Annotated in this window: 2 protein-coding genes; one reads left to right on the top strand and one right to left on the bottom strand. The window is 77.6% G+C overall.

What is annotated here, in order from left to right; all coding sequences use genetic code 11:
• Positions 1-46: 46 nt before the first annotated feature.
• Positions 47-4,759, bottom strand: coding sequence for an ATP-dependent helicase (locus ACFU7Z_RS07085; protein WP_380776749.1), 4,713 nt, complete (start codon positions 4,757-4,759; stop codon positions 47-49).
• A 243-nt stretch (positions 4,760-5,002) separates the two neighbouring features.
• On the opposite strand from ACFU7Z_RS07085, the gene ACFU7Z_RS07080 reads away from it, so the two are divergent.
• A complete protein-coding gene (locus ACFU7Z_RS07080) occupies positions 5,003-6,430 on the top strand; it encodes a S8 family serine peptidase (protein WP_380776747.1) in 1,428 nt (475 codons plus the stop codon).
• The last annotated feature ends 74 nt before the right edge of the window (positions 6,431-6,504 follow it).

Genomic DNA, 6,504 nt, shown 5'->3' with positions numbered 1-6,504 from the left:
GTCGACGACCCCGCGGCCTCCGGCGTCCAACGGGTGCCGCCGTGGATCAGGGGCGCAGGCGCAGGCCGCGCGGGGTGGCGTGGAAGCCCGCCTCCTCCAGCGCGCGGCCCAGGGCCGAGCCCAGGGCGGGCTCGCCGTTGGCCCGTTCGACCGTGACGCTGCCGAGCGCGCCCTCCCGGACGGCGGCCGCGAGCGCCCCGGCCGCCAGCGCCCGGGTGGCCTCGTCCTCCGGCCAGGCCAGCAGGGACTTGCCGCCGCGCTCGACGTACAGCGCCGGCTCGCCGTCCACCAGGACCACTAGGGCGCCCGCCTTGCGGCCCGGGCGGTGGGCGGTGGGCTCCTTGCCGTCGGGGGCCGCGGGCGGGTCGGGCCAGGGCAGGGCCGCGCCGTAGGCGTTGGCCGGATCGGCGGCGGCCAGCACCAGCGTCTGCGGCGGCTCGCCCGCCGGGGCGGCCGGCCACTCGGCCGCCCGGGCCCGCTCCAACCGGCCGTTCACCGAGCGCAGCCGGTCGGCCGCGCCCTCCATGGCGAACTGGGCGCCGCCCAGGCCCTCGACGAAGTAGCCGCGGCGGGCCCGGCCGCGCTCCTCCATCGCGGCGAGCACCCGGTAGACCCCGGCGAAGCCGCCGGGCACCCGTTCGGCCGCCACCGCGCCCCGGGTGAGCAGGCCGTGGCGGTCCAGCAGGTTCTGCGCCTGGGCGGTGGCCCGGACCGTCGGGTCGGCGGCGAGGACGGGCAGCAGCGACCAGCGGCCGGCCACCGTCGGCGGGCCGCTGCGCAGGGCGCCGCCGACCCGGCCGAGGGCGCGGCCGGCCCCGCCGTAGCGGCCGCGCGGGGTGGACCGGGGCGCGCGGTGGGCGGTTGCGCCCGCCGTCCGGCCGGAGCCGAGCAGGGCGCGCAGCGGGGCGAGGGTGTCGTTGGTGACGAAACCGGCCCAGACCAGGTCCCAGAGCGCCTCGACGACCTCCGGCTCGGCGGTCTCCTCCGGGAGCTGCTGGACGAGTTGGCGGAAGAACAGGCCGTAGCCGCCGGCCAGCGCGGACAGCAGCGCGCTGTGCACCGGGGTGAGCGCGGGCGGGACGGGCTCGGGGCGCAGCAGGTGGGCGTTCTCGGTGAGGTGCAGGCTGAGCCAGCCGTCCTTGCCGGGCAGGGCGCCGGCCCCGCACCAGCCGATCTCGCCGGCCGCCATCAGCTCGTCCAGCAGGCCGGGGGAGTAGTCGGTGAGCCGGGCCGGGAGGATCAGCTTCTCCAGCGCGGAGGCGGGCAGGGCGGTGCCCTGGAGCTGCTCGACCACCCGCAGCAGGCCGTCCGGGCCGCGCAGCCGGTGGCCGGCCAGGTGCTGCCACTGCGGCAGGAAGGCGGCCAGGGCGCGCGGCGGGACCGGCTCGACCTCGTGGCGCAGGGCGGCGAGCGAGCGGCGGCGCAGCCGGCGCAGCACCTCGGCGTCGCACCACTCGGGGGCGGTGTGCCACTCGGGGTCGGTCTGGCTCCCGGCGGGCCTGAAGTGGCCCTGGACCAGGCGGCCGGCGGCGGTCAGGCGGTGCAGGGTGCCGGTGACCACGGCGGTGCCGAGGCCGTAGCGGGCGGCGGCCTCGGCGGCGGTGAACGGGCCGTGGGTGCGGGCGTGGCGGGCGATCAGATCGCCCAGCGGGTCCTTGACCGGCTCGGTGAAGGCCTCCGGGACGCCGACCGGCAGCGGGGTGCCCAGCGCGTCGCGCAGCCGTCCGGCGTCCTCGATCGCGGCCCAGCGGCGCTCGCCGGCGATCCGGACCTGGATCACCCGGCGGGCGGCCTCCAGCTCCAGGGCCCAGAGCGGCTCGGCGCCGCGGACGGTCAACTCGGCCTCGGAGAGCGGGCCGAGCAGGCGCAGGGCGTCGGCGACGCCCTCGGCGTCCTTGATCCGGCGCTCGGGGGTGAGGCGTTGGAGCTCGGCCTCTAGTTCGGCGAGCACCCGCGGGTCGAGCAGCTCGCTCAGCTCGGCCTGGCCGAGGAGTTCGGACAGCAGCCGGGAGTCGAGCGAGAGGGCGGCGGCGCGGCGCTCGGCGAGCGGGGAGTCGCCCTCGTAGAGGAACTGGGCGACGTAGCCGAACAGCAGCGAGCGGGCGAAGGGCGAGGGCTCGGGGATGGTGACCTCGACCAGGCGGACGGCGCGGGACTCCAGATCGCCCATCAGCTCGACCAGGCCGGGGACGTCGAAGACGTCCTGCAGGCACTCCCGGACGGCCTCCAGGACGATCGGGAACGAGCCGTACTCGGAGGCGACTTCGAGCAGTTGGGCGGCGCGCTGGCGCTGCTGCCAGAGCGGGGTGCGGCGGCCGGGGCTGCGGCGGGGGAGCAGCAGGGCGCGGCCGGCGCACTCCCGGAAGCGGGAGGCGAACAGGGCGGAGCCGCCGACCTGGTCGGTGACCAGCTGCTCGATCTCGCCGGGGTCGAACAGGGTGGCGTCGGCGCCGACCGGGGCCTCGTCCTGGTCCGACTGCGCCGAGGGGCTGCCGAAGTCGAAGTCGAGGCTCAGCAGGTCGGCGTCGGGCAGGCGCAGCACGATGCCGTCGTCGGCGTGCATGACCTGCGGGTCCAGGCCGTGCTGCTCGCGCAGCCGGGCGCCGAGGGCGAGCGCCCAGGGGGCGTGGACCTGGGCGCCGAAGGGGGAGTGGACGACGATCCGCCAGTCGCCGAGCTCGTCCCGGAAGCGCTCGACCACGATGGTGCGGTCGTCGGGGAGGTGGCCGCAGGCGGCGCGCTGCTCGGCCAGGTAGTCCAGCAGGTTGGCGGCCGCCCAGTCGTCCAGGCCGGCCCGCTTGAGGCGCTCGGTGGCGGCCTCGGGCGGCAGGGCGCCCAGTTCGCGGGTGAAGGCGCCGAGGGCGCGGCCGAGTTCGAGCGGGCGGCCGAGCGTGTCGCCCTTCCAGAACGGGAGCCGGCCGGGGACGCCGGGGGCGGGGGTGACCAGCACCTTGTCGTGGGTGATCTCCTCGATCCGCCAGGAGGTGGTGCCGAGGGTGAACACGTCGCCGACGCGGGACTCGTAGACCATCTCCTCGTCGAGCTCGCCCACCCGTCGCCCACCACCACCCTTCTTCTCGGGGTCCGAGCCCGCGATGAAGACGCCGAACAGGCCGCGGTCGGGGATGGTGCCGCCGGAGGTGACGGCCAGTCGCTGGGCGCCGGGGCGGCCGGTCACGGTGCCGGCCACCCGGTCCCACACCAGGCGGGGGCGCAGCTCGGCGAAGGCGTCCGAGGGGTAGCGGCCGGCCAGCATGTCGAGCACGGCGTCGAAGGCGGACTGCGGGAGGGTCGCGAAGGGCGCGGCGCGGCGGACCACGGCGAGCAGGTCGTCCACCGGCCAGGTGTCCAGGGCCGTCATCGCGACCAGCTGCTGGGCGAGCACGTCCAGCGGGTTGCGCGGGATGCGCAGCGCCTCGATCCGGCCGGCCCGCATCCGCTCGGTGACCACGGCGGACTGGACGAGGTCCCCCCGGTACTTGGGGAAGAAGACGCCGGTGGAGACGGCGCCGACCTGGTGGCCGGCCCGGCCGACCCGCTGCAGGCCGGAGGCGACCGAGGGCGGGGACTCGACCTGGACGACCAGTTCGACGGCGCCCATGTCGATGCCCAGCTCCAGGCTGGAGGTGGCGACCACGGCGGGCAGCCGGCCGGCCTTCAACTCCTCCTCGACGAGCGACCGTTGCTCCTTGGAGACGGAGCCGTGGTGGGCCCGGGCGATGACCGGGGGCGCGCCCTTGGCCGCGCCCGAGCCGCCCATCAGCTCGGCCGGGGCGTGCGCCTCGGGGGCGGCGGTGCCGGTGGCGCGCTCATAGGCGATCTCGTTCAGCCGGTTGCACAGCCGCTCGGCCAGCCGGCGGGAGTTGGCGAAGACGATGGTTGAGCGGTGCGCCTCGACCAGGTCGACGATCCGCTCCTCGACGTGCGGCCAGATCGAGGCCTGCCGCTGCGGGTCGGTGCCGGCGGCGCCGCCGGTGGCCGGGGCGGCGGGCAGGTCGTCCAGGTCGGGGACGGGGACGACCACCGAGAGGTCGAACTCCTTGGCGGTGGCGGGCTGGACCACGGCGGCGCCGCGCCGCGGGCTCAGGAAGCGGGCCACCTCCTCGACCGGGCGGACCGTCGCGGACAGGCCGATCCGGCGGGCCGGGCGGTCCAGCAGTTCGTCCAGCCGTTCCAGGCTGAGCGCGAGGTGCGCGCCGCGCTTGGTGCCGGCGACCGCGTGCACCTCGTCCAGGATCACCGTGTCCACGCCGCGCAGGGCCTCCCGGGAGGCGGAGGTGAGCAGCAGGAACAGCGACTCGGGGGTGGTGATCAGGATGTCCGGCGGGTGGGTCGCGAAGCGGCGGCGGTCGGCGGCCGGGGTGTCGCCGGAGCGGATGGCGACCTGGACCTCGGGCTCGGGCAGGCCGAGTCGGACGGCGGCCTGGCGCAGGCCGGCCAGGGGGGCGCGCAGGTTCCGTTCGACGTCCACCGCGAGGGCCTTGAGCGGTGAGACGTAGAGGACCCGGCAGCGGTGCCTCGGCTCGGCGGGGGGAGGGGTGGTGCTGAGCCGGTCGAGGGCGGAGAGGAAGGCGGCCAGCGTCTTGCCGGAGCCGGTGGGGGCGACCACCAGGACGTCCGTCCCCCGCTGGATGGCCTGCCAGGCCTCGGCCTGTGCGGCGGTGGGGGCGGAGAAGGCACCGGTGAACCAGGCCCGGGTGGCCGGGGCGAAGCCGGCCAGGGGGTCGTCGGCGGGCGGGGTCGGGTGCTGGGGCGCCATGCCCCCATGGTGCCGGGTGGGACCGACAAGCGGGGGTGGGCGGGAGGTTCGGAGGAGGGGTGCAAGCCGGGGAGCAGAAACCACAATCCGCTCATATGGTGAGGAATCGGATGCTTGATCCACCCGTGACCCACCGGACCGACGAGCGGAGACCGTGCGATGGCGCAGGCGCACCCGTCGGGCGGGCCCGCCCGACGCCGTCGGGTCCGCGGGCCCGCCCGGGCGCTGCTTGCGATGCTGCTGATGGCGCTCGTGGTGGGCGGCGCCGTCCCGTCCGTGTCCGGGGCGGGGCGGGCGTACCTCAGCTACCTGGTGCTGGCCGAGGGCGAGGACGCCGCCGGCGCCGCCCGGGCCGGGGCGGAGAGCCGGGCGGCGGGCGGGCAGGTGGTCCAGGAGTACCCGCAGATCGGGGCCGTGCTGGTGTACGCGACCGGCCCGTTCGCCGACCGGGTGCGGGCCCGGCCCGGGATCGCCGCCGTCGGGGCGACCAGGACCGCGCCGGTGGTCGCGCCGCCGCGGGCGGTGACGGGGGCGGGGGACTTCACGGCGGGGGCCGGGACCGGTGGCCGGGCGGGCGGCGACCGGATGGACGGGGAGACCGTCACGGTGCCCGACCCGGGGGAGGCGGGCGCCTGGAACCTCGCCATGCTCGGCGGTGCCGCCCGCGGGGCGGCGGACGCCTCGGCGGTCTCCGGCGGTGCCGCACCGAGCGCCGACGCGCTGCGCGGGGTGCTGGTCGCGGTGCTGGACTCCGGGGTCGACGACACCCACCCGGACCTGCGGGCCGCCGTCGACCCCAAGGCCTCCGCCTCCTGCGCGGACGGCCGGCCCGACGCCCGCACCGGCGCCTGGCGGCCCGACCCCGGGGTGGTCGAGAGCGGCCACGGCACGCACGTCGCCGGGATCGTCGGCGCCACCCGGGACGGCCACGGCGTCACCGGAGTGGCGCCCGGGGTGCGGATCGCCGCCGTCCGGCTGCTCGGGCCGCTCGGGCAGTACTACGCGGAGAACATCGTCTGCGGCATGCTCTGGGCCGCCGACCACGGGGCGAAGGCGGTCAACAACAGCTACTTCGCCGACCCGTGGAAGTACAACTGCCCCGGGGACGCGGACCAGGCCGCGCTGATCGCGGCCGTCGGGCGGGCCGCCGGGTACGCCCGCCGGGCGGGGGCGGTGGTGGTCGCCTCGGCGGGCAACGACGGGCAGGACCTCGGCGCCTCGCGGACCGACGAGCGGAGCCCCAACGACCGGGTCTCGGGGCCGGCGCCCCTGCGTCACCTGGGCACGGAGTGCGTACGGCTGCCCGGTGAGCTGCCCGGGGTGGTCACCGTCACGGCGGTGAACCGGGACGGGCACCCGGCGGCCTACTCCAACTACGGACGCGGACGGGTCTCGCTGGCCGCGCCCGGCGGCGACCCGGACGGCGGGCCGCAGGGGGCGGTCGTCTCCGACTGGCCGGACGGGCGGTACGCGGCGCTGGCGGGGACCTCGATGGCGGCCGCGCACGTGACCGGGGCGGTGGCGGTGGCGGCGGCCCTGCACCCGGAGCTGGGGGCGGACGGGTTGGCCGCGCTGCTGGCCGGGGCGGCGGCGCCGGGGTGCCCCCCGGGGCTCCTGGGCTGCGGGGAACGGCAGTACTTCGGGGCGGGGCTGCTGGTGCTGCCCCGGTGACGGGGGCGCGGGCCGCGCCCCGCGCGCCCGTCGGGTGGTGGGGCGGGGAAAAGCAGGTGACGGGGCGGCGGGAC

This window comes from Kitasatospora sp. NPDC057518, from assembly GCF_042802075.1.
Classification (GTDB): Bacteria; Actinomycetota; Actinomycetes; order Streptomycetales; family Streptomycetaceae; genus Kitasatospora.
This window is presented reverse-complemented; position numbering and strand designations above follow the sequence as displayed.

What these genes read in the sequence shown, in the direction of transcription:
- ACFU7Z_RS07085 (WP_380776749.1), bottom strand. Translation starts at nt 4,759, where the DNA reads ATGGCGCCCCAGCACCCGACCCCGCCCGCCGACGACCCCCTGGCCGGC.
- ACFU7Z_RS07080 (WP_380776747.1), top strand. Translation starts at nt 5,003, where the DNA reads ATGGCGCTCGTGGTGGGCGGCGCCGTCCCGTCCGTGTCCGGGGCGGGG.